Origin of the sequence: Thermogemmata fonticola (assembly GCF_013694095.1) — a bacterium.
Classification (GTDB): domain Bacteria; phylum Planctomycetota; class Planctomycetia; order Gemmatales; family Gemmataceae; genus Thermogemmata; species Thermogemmata fonticola.
This window is the reverse complement of sequence record NZ_JACEFB010000002.1, coordinates 196758-211261: the sequence shown is the minus strand read 5'-3', so window position 1 is coordinate 211261 and position 14504 is coordinate 196758. Positions and strand designations below refer to the sequence as shown.

Sequence of the window (14504 nt, the reverse complement as noted above, 5' to 3'; positions counted from 1 at the left end):
CTAGACCAGATGGAGACCACTTGCGTGAAACGGACAGGGACATCTCTCTACCCGCCTTTTTGCAGAAGCGCGGTGTGGTGACCTTCGAGCAAAACTCCGCTTGATTTGTTGGCGGCAGGGTATATAGTCGCCAGCCGCTAGGGGGATTCTGTCAAGTGTCGAGCCTAAAGTGACTGCCGATGGAGCCGCCGTGGAACCGGATCGGCGCAAATGCTGGAAAGGAGCGATCGGCCTGCTGCTGTGGGCAGCGGTTCCCGGCATTCTTCAGGCCCAAGAGCTTCCTTCCTCCGAGGAAAGTTCTGCTCCTGCTTCCCGTGCCCGACCACCTGAGGAAGTGTGGGTCGTCCCCCCGCCAGTTGTCCCAAAGCGGGTGGCTTTTCAACCCCAGAGGCTCCAGGAGCCTTCCCCCTCTCTGCCGCCGGGAAGGGCCTTGCCAGTGCCTGCCAACAAGCCGCGCCGCTTCCTCTTCACTCGTCGTTATGGCACTCCCAACACCATCAGCCGGGAAGTGCTGCCCGACAAGTCTGAGCGCTGGATTTTCCTCGGCGGCGTCATCATCAATGCCACCACGGATGATGGGGAACAGATCGAGCTAGCCACCGATGAGGGAGTCGTCTGGGTCCGGGGCGGACCAATGGAAGAGCTGCCAGGGGGTTTCCGTACCCCCGGTGATGGGCGTAGCGAAGTGGAGGTGTATCTCCGGGGCAATGTCGTCGTGCGGACCAAAAGTGCCCGCGGTCCGCTACAAACCCTGCGTGCCCAGGAGGTGTATTACGACGTGGAGCGGCAAAGGGCGATCGCGCTAGAGGGAACCTTGGATTTTCAGCCAGCGCCCGCCCCGGACCCGGTGCATGTCTCCGGTGCTGAAGTCCGGCGGTTGGATGCCGAGAACTGGGAGATCCTCCGAGGCTCGATCAATGCCAGCAAACTGCCCAGCGATCCGGGGTTCCGCATCGATGCGCCGCGAGTAACGTACGAGGAACGTTTCGCCCAACTGCGGAACCTCTTCGGCCTGCCCTATCGTGATCTGCGCACCGGCGAACCGGTTTTTGGACGTGAGCAACTGGTCACGGCATATGGGGCTGTTCCCCGCCTTCTGGGGCTACCCGTCGCGTATTATCCCCGCATCCGAGCCGACGCTACAGACCCGCTGGGACCGTTTGTCGGCTTCAGTTTCGGGCAGAACCGTATTTTCGGCACGCAATTCTACACCACTTGGGATGTGTTCGATCTGCTGGCTTTGCGTCCCCCGCCGGGCCAAAAATGGCGGCTCCACCTGGACTATCTCTCCAAGCGCGGCCCCGCCTTAGGTTCCGAATACTTCTACAATATCCCGGCGGAAGTGCCCGGCTTGTCCGCCACCACAGGACGTGCGCTCTTCTACGGGGTTTGGGACGACGGCGTAGACATTCTCGGCGGCAATCGCGGCCCCGAACCCGTTCCACCTTTCTTTCGCCATCGCCTGCTCTGGCGACATCAGCAAGAGCTGATCGAGGGGTTATACTTCCAAGGCCAACTGGCCCACCTGAGCGATAAGAACTTCTTCGAGCAATACTACAAGATCGAATTCGACACCGATGTCAATCAGGAGACATTCGCCTATCTGACGTATAACCGGGGCAAGTGGTGGGCGGCAGGACTGGTCGAGCCTCGCTTGGACCGGCCGTGGAACCCTGAAACCCAATGGCTGCCGCGACTAGACGGCGCCCTGATTGGCCAGACCTTCCTCAACGACTGGTTTGTCTATTCGACGCGGGTCCATGCCGGTTATGCCCGTGCTCGTCCGGCGCAGCAACCGCCCTTCTCGTTGTTGCCGACGGATGTCGCCATCAATGCCGGGCGTGTAGGTTGGCAAGAGGAGCTGAGCCTGCCGCTGGCCTTGGGACCCGTCAAGCTAGCTCCGTACGGCATGCTCGACCTGACCGGATATAGCGATGATTTGCATGGAGACGCAGTGGGTCGCGTTTGGGGCGGCGGGGGGACCCGTCTGAGCTTACCCATGTCCCGCCTCTACGAGAACGTCAGCAGCGATCTGTTCAACATCCGTGGTTTGTATCACAAAGCCGTCTGGGGTGCCAACTACTTCTACGCCCGTTCCAATGTTCCGTTCACGCAACTGCCACTGCTGGATCGCCTCAATGACGATGCTACCGATCAATCCTGGCGTACGATGACCCCGCTGCAACCCGCCTACCTCGCCGGTAGCGACGGCGTGCTTCTGGCCTCTGCCCCCCTGCCCACCAGCCCGTACAACCCTCAACGCTATCTCATCCGCCGCCAAGTGCTTAATCGTCTGGACACTCTGGACGACCTCCATGTGTTGCAACTGGACCTACGACAGCGCTGGCAGACCAAGCGCGGCTTTCCCGGCCAAGAACACACGGTCGATGTCGCTATCCTGAGCACGTCCGTCTCCTACTTCCCTCAGGCCGATCGGGACAACTTCGGTAAACCTTTCGCCTTCCTGGAATATGACTTCCTATGGAACATCGGCGATCGAACAGCCTTCACCGCCACTGGGTGGTTTGAACCTTACGACAATGGCTCCCGCTATTACACCTTCGGCACTTACTTCAACCGCCCGGATCGCACTACCTTCTATATCGGCTACCGACAGATCGATCCGATCAACAGCCGGGCTGTTATCGCCAGTGTGGGGTACGTACTGAGCCGGCGGTATTACTTTACGGCCTCATCCAGTTATGATTTTGGCCTCAATCAAGCCTTGACCAATGCCATCACCTTGACCCGCACGGGCACGGACATGACCGTCAGCATCGGCTTCACCTACAACTCCCTGGTGAACAACTTCGGCTTCCAATTCCTGATCGTACCCAATGTTTTGGCTGCCTTGAGCGGCCAAGGACGCTTCGCCGGTGTCCCCTTAGGAATGGTCAATCCGGTCACGCAGGGCATGCAACGGGGACGGTAAGTAAAGATGACTCGGATTGCAACAGCCAAGCCCATACTACTGGTGGCGGGAGGCGAAGCGCGACTAACGAGAGAGAGGCAAAACCCGACTATCGGGCGGAAGGAGAGGTTAAACTGTTCAGCAGAAGGAGAAGCTATCACCGAAACACCGAGCCGGGGAGATGCGCTATCCCGGCGTACTCCAGCGGCGGAAGGAACAGAGAGCGGTTATGATGGAGTCAGCCGACTTTCTCAGAGCAGGAGTTGCCGGATGACGAGTGTGTGGTGGGGGGAGGAGACCACCGTCCGGGAGCCGATCGCTCGCCGGGCGCGGCGCCGCTGGCGGGACAAGTTCGCGGAAGCCTGGCGGGGCGTCAAGCGTGGCATCCGCGGACACTCCAGTTTCTTCGTCCACTTCTTTTTTGCCGTCTTGGCATTGGCTATGGCTACGGTCCTCCAGTGTGCCCTGTGGGAATGGTGCATCATCATTGGCTGCATCGGGCTGGTCCTGACAGCGGAGCTATTCAACAGTGCGATCGAAACCCTTTTCCACGGTCTGGATGGCGCTAGTAAGGCCCGCATCGAAGGTTGTTTGGACATTGCCGCGGGAGCTGTGTTAGTCGCCAGCATGACCGCCGCTGTTGCCGGCTGCCTCATCTTCGGCCATCGTCTGCTCGCCATTTGGTACTAGCCCGCCGCTCACCTCTTATTGTGGGACACATACCATCTCTGCTGCTCATCCAGAAGGCAGACAAGTATTCACAGATTAGAAAGGCCCAATATGGGGAACCTGAGGTTTGGCAGCCCTGCCTCAGTCACCAGCGGAACTCCAGACCGAAGTTGATCCCTTGGACAAAGAAGTCGTTAGTGCGGAATAGGGGCGCCGGCCGAGGCAAACCGGCGACAGGAGTGGTCCCTCCTCCGGGCACAGCAAAATTGGGGATGCGGGCAATGTCGATGTTAGTGTCGATCATCCGTTCCGGGCGTAAAGCATTGCCGAGGTAGAGGAAGTTATAACCGACGAATAGTCGCATATGTGAGGTGAGCTGATAACCAATGTTGACTCCCACTTCAGGGAGCACGGCAAACTGGTCATGCGTATAGCGGCCGATATTCGCGTTGGGTAAAGCGAGCAACCCGCCGGCATAACGTACCGTTTGGCCGTTAGCCAGGAGCAGAGTTTGCCCGCCGTCGATTTCTCCGAGTTGCCTCACATTTCCGAAGGCCACGGTGGCTCGTGCATCGAACGTCCACAGGCCCCAACGGTGCTCCCAAGCCAAACCGATCTGACCACCGTGAAAATGATTCTCCGCTCGGAAAATGTCATTGATCGTGCCGCTGACCACGGGAATACCATTGATCCGGATCGGATTCTGCCCCGTGCTAATGAAAGACTCGGTGATCCCTAAGCGCTCTTTCATGCCGAAGTAGCGGTAGCCGACCAAGGCATCCAACCGGGCGCAGCCCGAACTCCAGAGATTGCGGCGATAATTCACTTCCGCGCCCCAAACATCGTTTTGCAGGTCAATGATTGCCGCTCCTACACCCCTTCCCGGTGAGGCAATGACTTCCGAGAACGGTCCAAACGGCGTGTTGACGTTGAAGAATGGACGGGCCAACACAGGGTACTCCGCAGAAGTGACCGCGAAGGTAGAATCAGTCCGTCCGAGGAAAAACAGCCGACCTTCAACGCCGCGAATTTGGTCGTTCCCGAACCACCGGCCGATCGTGAAGCGGCCGCCGGCGTGCAGGGTATTGCCAAAGTTGCCGCCGAAGAGCAGGCGTGTATCCCCTAAGCCGGGAATCCCCTGAAACTGCGGGGAACTAGTCGTCAACAGCGGTGGCAAATGGGCACTCTTAGTCCACCAGAGCAGAAACTCTGCGCTGGCGTAATACTTACTAGGTGCTGTCAGCCGTTGCAGTGCATCCCAACCCACCGGAGCATACAAAGGCGGCTCCAAACCAGGGGATACGAATACTCCACTGCTCGGAGGAACCGAGGGAACGTAGGTCGCCACAGGCGGCGGAGAAGTTCCTGGTGGTGAGGATGGGTTACCCGCCGGAGCAGTCGTTGGTGGGCGAATTTCGGTTATGTTCGGAGTCTGAGCACCGTAGCTCTGGGACGGCTGCGTTTGCCCCCCCAGGACAGCCGGCATGGGCAGAACGGCGGGTGTTCCGCCAGAACCCATCGGGACGGTCCCGGTGTTGGCAGGCCATGACACCACGGGAGGATAAGTCCAAATGACACCGGGCATCGATGGCGGAATTGCTCCCGTGGAAGTGTTTGGAGCGGCTGATGTGGCGAATGTCGCAGCAACGGGCGCCGTGGGAACAGGAGCCGCATGGGTAGCAGGAGGCGGCTGAACACTTGGAATCACCGCGGCAATCGGAGTCCCCGGCATAACCAAGCCATCCCCCGGCAGTACGGCCGATGGCGGTGACGTGGCCGATGGGACAAAAAGCGGCACTTGTTCACTCCAACGAACTCCAGGTGGAGAAGAAGCAGTAAGGGTATGAACTGACGCCGAACCTGCAGGAAGGATGGCCGAAGCCGTTGGGGAGATGAAGCTGGGTGGCTCGGCAGCGGTCACAGCGACCGGTAATCCCAACCGCGCGGCACGTGCGGGAGGAGTAGGAGCTGGGGGAGCACTTTGCGACCAAGCTGGTGCTGCCCAAGGTCCCGTGACCAAACCAAATCCCGCAATCCACACCCAGCGACGGCGCATGACCTGTGTCCTCCTGACGCAGCCCGGAAAATCCGCTCACGATTGGGCGCCTCGTAATAGTCAGGTCGTCCAGGGGACTAGCAGGTCTCCGCTCGCTTCGTTCTGAGAGCGTGTTTTTCCGAACCGTTCCCCTGCGTAATCCCAAAATCCGGCATCCCCTCCAGGATCGCTCGATTGAATACCACTTGCAGGAAAAATGAAAGGCCTTGTGGGTTAGTCAAAACGGAAATGCATGGAGTGGTCCCGCGCCTCATGCCGATGATCGCCGAGGGAGGAAGTTTACCTCCCTTACTCATACCCCCTGAGGACACGGATCATGGACGGCACTCGTCCTTTGCACGGTTGGAGCCGAAAACGCAGAACGTTTGGATGGGTTTTGGGTCTGTTCGTGCTCAGCTCTCCAACGGCTTTGGGTTTCTTTCCACCGGTAATTCAGCCGCCAGGACCACCGGTCACGCCCCCTCCAGTCAATCCTCCTCCGGTCGTGGTCCCGCCGGTTGATCCGCCTCCCGTGGTGGTCCCCCCCCGGCAGGTTCCTGAACCGGCAACTCTGCTCACGGCTTTGGCGGGGTTGGCTACGGCGGCTGGCTACCACAGCCTGCGCAAGCGACGGAAACACTCCAAGGCCGTGGCTTCCTCCCCCCCGTTGGCCAAGACTGGGGATTCTTCCCAGTCATTGCCCTAGTCATGGTGCAGGCGGCGTTGCGGACGTAACAGGGCGCGATCCCCAGCGCACCGGCCACTCCAAACTCTCTACATGAAGCTGGAGGGCGGCTTGAGGATCGGCGAAGTGCTGTTGGAGGCGTGGCCATAACGGTCCGGGGCGAGAGGTATTGCGCAGGTGCTGCATATACTCCCGAAGCACCTGGCGTGCCGGCGGCGGACCGTAAAGTAAAAAATGCGTCCAAGCCCACGCCTCGCGGTACTCCGGCTTTTCCATCTCTTCGACACGCTCCAACCGTTCAAGCCGGGACAGATCACTGTGCACGCCCTGCCGCCGCAAATGTTCCAGATGCTGGGGATGGATGCCGCGCTGGCTCGCTGGCCATTCAAAGCAACTGGCTAGACCCTCATCTAACCACAGGGGAACCTCCTTGAGGACACTGTGGAGCCAAGCATGGGTCAATTCATGGCGTAGGTCTGTGTACAAATGCTCGCCCATCCAAGTGAGAACTTTGAGGTCATCCCGGCCTCCCGGTCGAGGTTCTTGCAGGAAATATGCTCGGCGTGTGGGCAGATGAGGATAGCGGGCCTTGATGTACCGCTCGTAACGTTCTTGGGACTCGAACAGGAACACTTGGATGAGGCAGGTTTGCCCTAAGGGTAGTTCTAAAGCTTCCCTCAACTCGTCGGGCAAAGTCTCTACGTCGTTCAGCAGGGTATCAGAAGAGGGCCAAGGGACATCGTGGTAGAAGACATAGTTTCCTCGCCGCGTAGCAAATCGGCCCGGCAGGGTAGGAGCTGGAGCCGGCATCCCAAGCTCATCCCCTTGGCCCACCGAACGGATCAAAGGCTGAGTGATGGGAGGTGTCCGCGAGGGCAAAGCCAGCCAATCGGCACAACCCGCCGCCAGGCCACACCCAACCGCCAGGAGCACCAAGGACCGTGCACCCCGCAACGATCGCCGACTCTGGCAGTGCGCTGAATGCTTCATGCACGTGTCCCTTGGGCAGTTCCTAACCCGTACTTGGGCTTTAGATGTCGTTGCCCACTCGCCACCGCTAGACTTTCCGTATCACAGACCAGACATCCTAATTATTCCTCTCCGCTGCGGCTGATTCATCGGTCGATACCCCCCTTGTTCTTGACGCTTTCGGCAAAGTCGGCAACTCGGTTACTCCGACTGATATCGCTTCCAGCGCTTCAGCTTCTCCAAACTTCGTCGCTCAATCCACTTCCACCACCTTTTCCATTCCGCCTTCAGATTGGAGCTACGGGACCACAGGGCGGGTGGATGCGAGGCGTAAATCTGGAGAAAACGCAAACGCTGGCTGAGCCGCACTTGGGGATGCCCAAGAAAACTGACATTCAGGCGCATCAGGTCCTTGATCCGCCGCCGGATGCTCACGGATCGCAAAGAGCGCACGCCCACTAGATCGATCAGGACCGGTTCCCCTTGGGCCGTTACCAAGATATTGTCCCCCTTGAGGTCGCGATGGGATAATCCCCGATCGTGGAGGAGGCGGAGGAGGCGAGCCAGCCGATCCAACCGAACCCAGTCGGGGCGTTGTTGCAAAGGAACGGCATTTGGCAGATATTCCGTGACCAGATAACCGTGAGTCGGCACGCCCCAAAAGCAGCGGTGCCAGATGGCTAGAGGTCGAGGGGTGGGCAAGGCACGATCCAAAATGGCAAAGCCCTGAAACCACGCCCGCCAGACCGCGGAGCAGCGCAGCAGATGCTGCACCACTTCATACCATCGCCGCAAACAAAAACGTTTGATTACCACCTCATAGGAACTATCAGGACTGCTCCCCCGCACGGCCAGAACTGTGCCATCGGAACTGTCCTTGAGCAAGCGGACCGTCACCTTTTCCTGGGAGGAACACCACACGGTGGTCGGAGCCTGCGCCTGCCGGGCTTGGTCGATCCAGGCGTCCGCCTGTTGCATCCAGTGCTGGACCATCATCGCCGGAAGCTCCCGGACAGCGAGACCGCGATAGCTTTTCTGGACCACTCGTTGGCAATGGCGGTTGGGACGGGAGTAACGCCTCCGGCGAGCCGACCAGAGCCGCTGATTGGAACGCAAGGTGGCTGCCTCCACCTCCGCAATCCGCCGCTGCTTCTCCGACTCAGACAGCGTAGCCCAGGAAAGCCTGCCCTGGTAGTAGGCCTGCCAGAAGCGCAAACGATCCGTCCGATGCGTTCGGAGCTGAAACCAGCGATTGAGCAGGACGAGATTCGCCCGACTGGCTGACCAGGACAACGGGCACGCCTGGAATTGGACATTGTGGAGATCGATCAAAATTAAGCGGGGCCGATGCTCTTCAGTCATGTCGAGCAGAAGGTTGCCGGGGTGCAAATCAGAGTGAATAACGCCTTGTTCATGCATCCGGGCGAGCAGCGTCCCCAAGCTCCGGGCCAAGTGCTGCCGCAGATGAACTTGGCAGCGGGGAGAGAGCTTGGCAAAAGTTTGGGTCAGGAAATCACCCAAGGTAACTGCCCCAGGCAAACCACGACTAAGGAAGTAACTAGTTCCCGGCCACCAGCGAGATTCGCCTCCCCAAGCCAATGGTTCGATCGTTGGAATACCGAGCTGGCGGAGGCGTAAGGCGTTTTCAAACTCCAGGCGGGCCTTGGGCAGCCGCAGACATTCCCGCAGCCAACCGCGCCACCCGACAACCCGTGATTCCTTGAGGTAAACCCATTCTGCACCCAAGGATAGCCGATAGATGCGGCGAGCCAAATTCGCTTTGACCAGGTGGCAGCCAGGTAAGTTCCGCAAAGCGAGAAGGTCGTGGGGAGACAGCGCCCTCCAGGTCGCCCAAGACGGCGTGGTCTGCCACCACACCCCCTGCTGGCATTGTTGAGGAGCATTACGCCCCCACCAAGCCCGGAGTTTGCGTACCAGAGGGCCGAACATACCCTGCCCCTAACTCGCCTGACGCAGCGGCACTAACCAGGTGGCCAAGGCGCTGAGCCACTGTTGGCTCGCCACCTCTACGCTGTAATGCTGCTCCACTTGCCGCCGCCCCGCCCTACCCATCTGCCGCCTCAGCTCTTGGTCTTGGCCTAGCACGCGAATAGCGTCCACCCACTCTTCGCTACTCTGGACCAAATAGCCCGTCTGACCGGATCGCACCATCTCCGCTTGAACCCCAACAGGGTTGGCCACCACCGGCAAGCCCGCAGCCTGATACTGCAACACTTTCAAGCCGCACTTACCCCGACTCCAGTCATCCATCGGCAACCAGGAAATCCCGATATCCGCACTCGCCAACACCGCTGCTTCAGTCTCCGCGCGCCAGGGTACAAAATCGACCGGCAAATGTCGCAGGACCAGCGGTTGATCACAGATCAACCGCAAACGCACGCCCGGCACAGCCTGACCGATCTGTTCCAATGTCTCTCGAAAACGAACCAGCCCCTGTAACGTGCTCCGTGAGCCGATCCACACCAGCCGGATGCCTTCGCTGAGATCGGCTTCATGCCGGGCCAACGGATAGAGCGACGGATCAACACTCGTGGGAATGACCACAACAGGAGTGGACGGCGCAAAATGACGAACCGCAGCAGCTAAGAACGCATTACCCGCCACGACCAAATCACACATCCGAACAAGCGTAGCAAAGCGCCTCCGCCGGCGCCTGTCCTCCAACCCCTCACGAGCGTAGGAATCCCGCAGCCACAGTGCATCGTCGAAGTCGTAGATCAAGAACCGAGCATACCGCCGCAAACGATGAACCGCCCACGACGGCAGCAACTTCCTCTGAAGAATCACCGCATCGGCTTGGCACAACCGCGGATCCCAAAACCAGCGTCCCCACCAACCTCGCGGCAGGCGATACCAACTCAGACGATATCCTGCGGCGGCCCAAAGACCCTGAAACGCTTTGAGCCGATAGCGATAGCAAACATGCTCCTCACTTTCCACCAAGGCGACGAGATGCATTCCCACTCGCTCCACGCACCCAGATTGGGACCACCTTGATCCATCCACCTTCTCCTGATCCACCCCACAGAAAACCTGTCTCTACCAAACCTATCTTTCCAAGAGAAGAGCAATTGACAAGCGACAAAGTCGCTCCTGATCGCGGTTCCGCCGCCGTAACCTAAATTCCTTGCGAGACCGCAAATCTCCCCCAACAAATCCTCTCGCAGCCAGGTCCCACTGGAATGCGGAATCCTCCAACAACCCGTCTTGAGAATCCCCTTCTGACCCCAACAGCAGGAGAAGACTTGGAAATCTGGGAAAGATAGATCGGTTTTGACGAGGCAGAGAAAAGATAAAAGGCCGCAAACCGGGAGAATCTCCATCAAGTCCTGCAACTGCTCTGTCCGATACCCCCCACATCATCGCTTCTCGCAACCTGCGGGGTCAGCGGCATTTGGGCAGATTGCGAAAACAGACCATACCCAAGGGGGAACCACAATGCTCGGGTTATTGCGCCATACATTGTTCGGGCGGCTGGGGCATAATGGCTTAGCACCTTCCCCAACGAAGGTGCGCGTTCCCACCGTGTTCCACATCACTCACCATAAAGCCGGTTCCCAGTGGGTCCACGCCATCCTGCACACCCTGGCCTATCATCATCTGGTGCTTCCCGAAGTTGACAATCGCCAATTCATGAATCGCCCCGTCGAAAATGGCAAAATCTACCCCACGCTCTACATCACCCGGGAGGAATTTCACAGCGTCGCTCTGCCCCGTAAATACCACCGATTCGTCATCATTCGGGATCTACGCGATACTCTTATTTCCCTGTATTTCAGCTTGAAGTATAGCCATCCAATTTTGAGATCGGAGCATAATTTGATGCGACAGAGACTGCATGAGTTGAACATGGAGGATGGTCTTCTTCATGTGGCAGAAACTTCGCTAATCCGGCCGGCGATGATCCAATGGTCCTGGCTTGCCGCACGCGAGCGCCTTTATCGCTACGAAGACCTGCTTGAACATGATGAGGAATTGTTTGAGGAGATCTTCCTGAAGGTGTGCCGCCTACCTTTCAGCCGCCAGCAAGTCCGAGAAGCTGTACGGACCCACCGTTTTGAAGCGCGCACCAAGGGCCGGCCGAGAGGTATCGAAGATGTCCATGCTCACGAGCGCAAAGGGATCGCTGGTGATTGGCGCAATTATTTCACGGACAAGGTGTATGACTACGTGAAGAGCCGGTACGGTTCCTTGCTCATCGCCACGGGATACGAGAAGAACTTCCAGTGGTAGCCACTGCCATCCCGGTGGAGCATGGGCAACATAAAAGCCGGATCAGCAATCGCAGAAGGCCGGACCAGCAATCGGACCCCCGCTCGCAGGACGGATCAGGATCAGATATTTAAAGATTTTCGCCACTGCCGCGCTTGGACCACCAAGGGAGGAAAATCCCACCATCCATGGAGAGGATGCTCCCGGTCATGTAATCGCTGTCGGGACTAACCAAGAACAAGATACCCCGGGCGATTTCCTCCGGTTGGGCCAAGCGGCGTAGCGGCAAGGTTTGCGCGGCCTTTTGCAGCACCTCTTCGCTGTAGTATTTGCGCTCTCCGGGTGTATCAGTCCAGCCGGGATAAATGCCGTTGACCCGGATGCGATGGGGAAGCAGTTCCACAGCGGCGGTGCGCATCATTTGGTCCAAAGCGGCCTTGGCCATGTTGTAAGCCATGCAGTTGGGAAAGGCGATCTGTGCGTGCGGAGAGCTGACGATTACCACCCGGCCTCCTTGTCCTTGGGCCACCATTTGACGGCAGGCAGCCCGCAGGACGTAAAAGGCACCCCACATACTCACGTCGAATGTCTTGCGGAAGCCTGCCATGTCTGCCGTCAAAAACGGTTCCCGCTCGCTGAACACCGCTGCCGTGACCAGAATATCCAAGCGACCGAAGTGGCGCGCGACCTGTTCTACCATCTGTTCTACCGCCGCCTGATCCGACACATCGACGGGGCAGAGCAAAGTCCGGCGCCCTTGCTCCTCAATGATTTTCTGAGCCGAGATCGCCCCTTCCGGCAACGTGAGATAGTTCAACGCCACATCCGCACCCGCTTGGGCTAAGGCAATCGCCGTGGCCCGGCCAATCCCAGAAGAGGCACCCGTGACCAAAGCTACCTGACCCCTGAGCACCGCTGACATAAGGTGTCCTCAACGCCTCACTCTCTAGCCCATCGGATTGGCAGGAGGGTGGAGGAAGTCTCCCCCCCGGTACCGAAACCCTTCCCTTCGCCACTGGAACGGCGTTCCGCAGCGTTTGCCTTGGGTGTTGTATAGGAGGTGTTGCCGCCCGTCGCTCAACACTGGTGACTCATCACCCCCTCGCAGGAGAACCGACTCAACCCCGGCCTTGCGGCGGTTTCTTCGGACGCACCAAACCGGCCTTTTCGAGCAGGGATTGAGCAAATGGGTCCTCCTCCTCCGCAAAGATGTCGTCAAAACTACTTCCCGGAGGAAGCTGATATTGGATGCGATACCGGTGGTTGGCAATTCCGATCTCATCTCCGGGTCGCAGAGGCCGGCGCAGAGTGCGTTCCCCATTGACCTTGATCCCATTCGTGCTATTGAGGTCCCGGATGTGCCAAACGCCATTCCGCAAGGACAACTCACAATGGGTGCCGGAGACGTTCTGGAAATTGAGGCAGATGTCGCAGGACGGTCGCCGTCCGATGACCATGACCTCGGCCGTCAAGGGAATAGGATCACCCCCCCCCACTGGCACCAATTCACCGAGAATACGCTGGCTCATACGGAAATGTCACCTCACTACTCAGGATGTATAACCTCAGATCATAGACCTGCCATCATTCATCGTAATTCATGTCCGGAGAATTGCCAGTCCGCCCTGCAGTTTTTCCCTCCACTTGCACCCTTTTCCCCGTATTGCGCACTCGTGCATCCCTGGCCTTCGCTCCACTCCACCATCGGAATGCCCGCTCCCCAAAGGAGTCCGGAATAAATCGTATTCCTCCAGTTTCCACGCAAAGCAACAACCCAGTCCCGCCATCCTGGGCTGTCACCTCGGAAGCAGCGTGGACTGGGTCTGGAGGAGTGTGGGATAGAAGGTGAGGGCTGGTACAGAAAACGTCATTTTTCAGGCGAAGGTGGTACTGGGGGCGATGGCGGTGCCGGAGGTGACGGCGGTGCCGGAGGAGTTACAACAGGAGCCGGGAAATAGGGATTGACCCCCGTGTTCGGGTAAGGTGGTGGCGCGTAGAACGGGCCACTGATCGGAGCTGGCGTCAGAAAGTGGCCGTCATAAGGCCAGTACAGATACCACGGAGCAGCCTGAAACACCGGCAACGGCTTGCCACCATGCAAAAAACCGTGGAGGGTGTAATACCGTGGCGCCTTGCCGCTTCCGCAGTGAGACCCGTAGCACGGATCGCCCGCTTGCGCCGCAGACCAGCCGGCACACAAGGGCCCACCTGCTAGCACCACGAGGATCAAACCTTGCAACATCTTCTTCATCGCTTTCTCCTTTCCGAATAACTCGTAGGCTTTGGGGATCTGCACTCACTTGTGTGTGAAAAAAACAGTTGAGCGTTACAACATCGCATCGAGGTCCGAGATCTACGTTGCCAAGTAGTCTGTTCTGAGAACATCACGCAGAGCAGCCTTCCGGGAAGCCATTCACGAATCACTTGGAGGTTGGCGGCGGAGAAGACCCGCTGCTGCCTGTCGGGGAATGGCCCGCTGAAGCGGCAGTGTTGGCGGAACACGGCGTGGAGGTGTTCCGATGCCCCCGCAGGCCAAGGCCTTGGTACCATCCGCTCGGCGGGCAACCGGTCCCCCGAATGGCACCTGTGCCTCCACCCCAGAACCCGCTACCCGAGCGAAAGCCCAGTCCCGCACCCAAACCGAAACCTCCGCCACCCCACTGCGTCAATAAGCCGCCATGACCGGACTTGTCCTCAGCAATGCGGCCAGGGTGGAAATAGGTTCCAGAATAGGCTGGATTGTACTGCAAATTCGCTGTCCACGGACCGTAGGGTTCAAAGGGTGGGTAACCATAATAGGGACCATAGTTGTAAAATGGCCCATGCTGGTGAATGTGCGGGAATAATCCCAACCAGACCGGACCAGACCCAAACACCCCGTGGGAAGCTGGGCCGGGTGGATGAGCCTGTGCTACTTGCGAAACTGCTCCTGTAAACAGAATGGCCAAGAGAAAGGAATACGATCGGTTCATGGCCAGGACATCCTTGTATCGTGGTAATGC

12 protein-coding genes are annotated in these 14504 nt (G+C 58.6%); 4 read left to right on the top strand and 8 right to left on the bottom strand.

Annotated features, from left to right (window positions below; translation table 11 throughout):
- Positions 1-169: 169 nt before the first annotated feature.
- The gene (gene lptD, locus H0921_RS04435; RefSeq protein WP_194536836.1) at positions 170-2932 is read left to right on the top strand and encodes an LPS assembly protein LptD; all 2763 of its coding nucleotides are present in this window, start codon (positions 170-172) and stop codon (positions 2930-2932) included.
- A 249-nt stretch (positions 2933-3181) separates the two neighbouring features.
- Entirely contained in the window at positions 3182-3601 is a 420-nt protein-coding gene (locus tag H0921_RS04430) for a diacylglycerol kinase (protein WP_194536835.1), read from the top strand.
- Between the two features lie 124 nt (positions 3602-3725).
- Here the strand turns inward: H0921_RS04430 and H0921_RS04425 are convergent, their stop codons facing one another.
- Positions 3726-5636: a BBP7 family outer membrane beta-barrel protein gene (locus H0921_RS04425; protein ID WP_194536834.1), complete on the bottom strand. Its 1911-nt coding sequence runs from the start codon at positions 5634-5636 to the stop codon at positions 3726-3728.
- 376 nt (positions 5637-6012) lie between these two features.
- Between H0921_RS04425 and H0921_RS04420 the strand changes: the two genes are divergently transcribed.
- The gene (locus tag H0921_RS04420; protein ID WP_194536833.1) at positions 6013-6321 is read left to right on the top strand and encodes a PEP-CTERM sorting domain-containing protein; all 309 of its coding nucleotides are present in this window, start codon (positions 6013-6015) and stop codon (positions 6319-6321) included.
- Here the strand turns inward: H0921_RS04420 and H0921_RS04415 are convergent, their stop codons facing one another.
- The 3 genes from H0921_RS04415 to H0921_RS04405 all read right to left on the bottom strand — a co-directional run bounded on the left by H0921_RS04415 (position 6322) and on the right by H0921_RS04405 (position 10248).
- Positions 6322-7290 carry a hypothetical protein gene (locus H0921_RS04415; protein WP_194536832.1) on the bottom strand — a complete coding sequence of 323 codons (969 nt, stop codon included), beginning with the start codon at positions 7288-7290 and terminating at the stop codon, positions 6322-6324.
- Positions 7291-7470: 180 nt separating this feature from the next.
- Positions 7471-9219 carry a lipopolysaccharide kinase InaA family protein gene (locus tag H0921_RS04410; RefSeq protein WP_194536831.1) on the bottom strand — a complete coding sequence of 583 codons (1749 nt, stop codon included), beginning with the start codon at positions 9217-9219 and terminating at the stop codon, positions 7471-7473.
- Between the two features lie 9 nt (positions 9220-9228).
- Positions 9229-10248, bottom strand: coding sequence for a glycosyltransferase family 4 protein (locus H0921_RS04405; protein ID WP_194536830.1), 1020 nt, complete (start codon positions 10246-10248; stop codon positions 9229-9231).
- 480 nt (positions 10249-10728) lie between these two features.
- Here H0921_RS04405 and H0921_RS04400 point away from each other — a divergent pair, with 480 nt between their 5' ends.
- The gene (locus tag H0921_RS04400; RefSeq protein WP_194536829.1) at positions 10729-11523 is read left to right on the top strand and encodes a sulfotransferase domain-containing protein; all 795 of its coding nucleotides are present in this window, start codon (positions 10729-10731) and stop codon (positions 11521-11523) included.
- Between the two features lie 109 nt (positions 11524-11632).
- On the opposite strand, the gene H0921_RS04395 is transcribed toward H0921_RS04400, so the two are convergent.
- The 4 genes from H0921_RS04395 to H0921_RS04380 form a co-directional block, all read right to left on the bottom strand.
- Positions 11633-12424, bottom strand: a complete 792-nt coding sequence (locus tag H0921_RS04395) for an SDR family NAD(P)-dependent oxidoreductase (protein WP_194536828.1) — start codon at positions 12422-12424, stop codon at positions 11633-11635.
- Between the two features lie 196 nt (positions 12425-12620).
- Positions 12621-13031: an FHA domain-containing protein gene (locus H0921_RS04390; RefSeq protein ID WP_194536827.1), complete on the bottom strand. Its 411-nt coding sequence runs from the start codon at positions 13029-13031 to the stop codon at positions 12621-12623.
- A gap of 338 nt (positions 13032-13369) precedes the next feature.
- Entirely contained in the window at positions 13370-13753 is a 384-nt protein-coding gene (locus tag H0921_RS04385; protein ID WP_194536826.1) for a hypothetical protein, read from the bottom strand.
- 169 nt (positions 13754-13922) lie between these two features.
- Positions 13923-14474, bottom strand: a complete 552-nt coding sequence (locus H0921_RS04380) for a hypothetical protein (RefSeq protein WP_194536825.1) — start codon at positions 14472-14474, stop codon at positions 13923-13925.
- Between the last annotated feature and the right edge of the window lie 30 nt (positions 14475-14504).

Coding starts and splice junctions, on each gene's coding strand:
- H0921_RS04390 (WP_194536827.1), bottom strand. CDS start 13,031: ATGAGCCAGCGTATTCTCGGTGAATTGGTGCCAGTGGGGGGGGGTGAT.
- H0921_RS04425 (WP_194536834.1), bottom strand. CDS start 5,636: ATGCGCCGTCGCTGGGTGTGGATTGCGGGATTTGGTTTGGTCACGGGA.
- H0921_RS04400 (WP_194536829.1), top strand. CDS start 10,729: ATGCTCGGGTTATTGCGCCATACATTGTTCGGGCGGCTGGGGCATAAT.
- H0921_RS04385 (WP_194536826.1), bottom strand. CDS start 13,753: ATGAAGAAGATGTTGCAAGGTTTGATCCTCGTGGTGCTAGCAGGTGGG.
- H0921_RS04415 (WP_194536832.1), bottom strand. CDS start 7,290: ATGAAGCATTCAGCGCACTGCCAGAGTCGGCGATCGTTGCGGGGTGCA.
- H0921_RS04430 (WP_194536835.1), top strand. CDS start 3,182: ATGACGAGTGTGTGGTGGGGGGAGGAGACCACCGTCCGGGAGCCGATC.
- H0921_RS04380 (WP_194536825.1), bottom strand. CDS start 14,474: ATGAACCGATCGTATTCCTTTCTCTTGGCCATTCTGTTTACAGGAGCA.
- H0921_RS04405 (WP_194536830.1), bottom strand. CDS start 10,248: ATGCATCTCGTCGCCTTGGTGGAAAGTGAGGAGCATGTTTGCTATCGC.
- H0921_RS04395 (WP_194536828.1), bottom strand. CDS start 12,424: ATGTCAGCGGTGCTCAGGGGTCAGGTAGCTTTGGTCACGGGTGCCTCT.
- H0921_RS04410 (WP_194536831.1), bottom strand. CDS start 9,219: ATGTTCGGCCCTCTGGTACGCAAACTCCGGGCTTGGTGGGGGCGTAAT.